Genomic DNA, 241 nt, shown 5'->3' on the forward strand with positions numbered 1-241 from the left:
GCTCTCCCCTGTTTACCGATACCTGGACCGCTGATCTGCCTGTCGGCACGCTTAGCCCTGAATGGGCGCAGCGTCTTGGCCTGACGCAAACCGTGACGCTTTCGGGTGGCGCATTTGACTGCCATATGGGCGCGGTCGGTGGCGGTGCCAAACCCTATACCCTGGTGAAAGTGATCGGCACCTCGACCTGCGACATCCTGATTGCGGATAGTGAAAAGGTCGGCGATCGCGACATCAAAGG

At 59.8% G+C, this 241-nt stretch carries 1 pseudogene; it reads left to right on the forward strand.

Annotated features, from left to right (window positions below):
• Positions 1-241 (forward strand): annotated as a pseudogene (locus SB756_RS34500) (hypothetical protein); the annotation flags it as partial.

The sequence above is a fragment of the Pseudomonas sp. SIMBA_068 genome (assembly GCF_046534705.1).
GTDB lineage: Bacteria > Pseudomonadota > Gammaproteobacteria > Pseudomonadales > Pseudomonadaceae > Aquipseudomonas > Aquipseudomonas putida.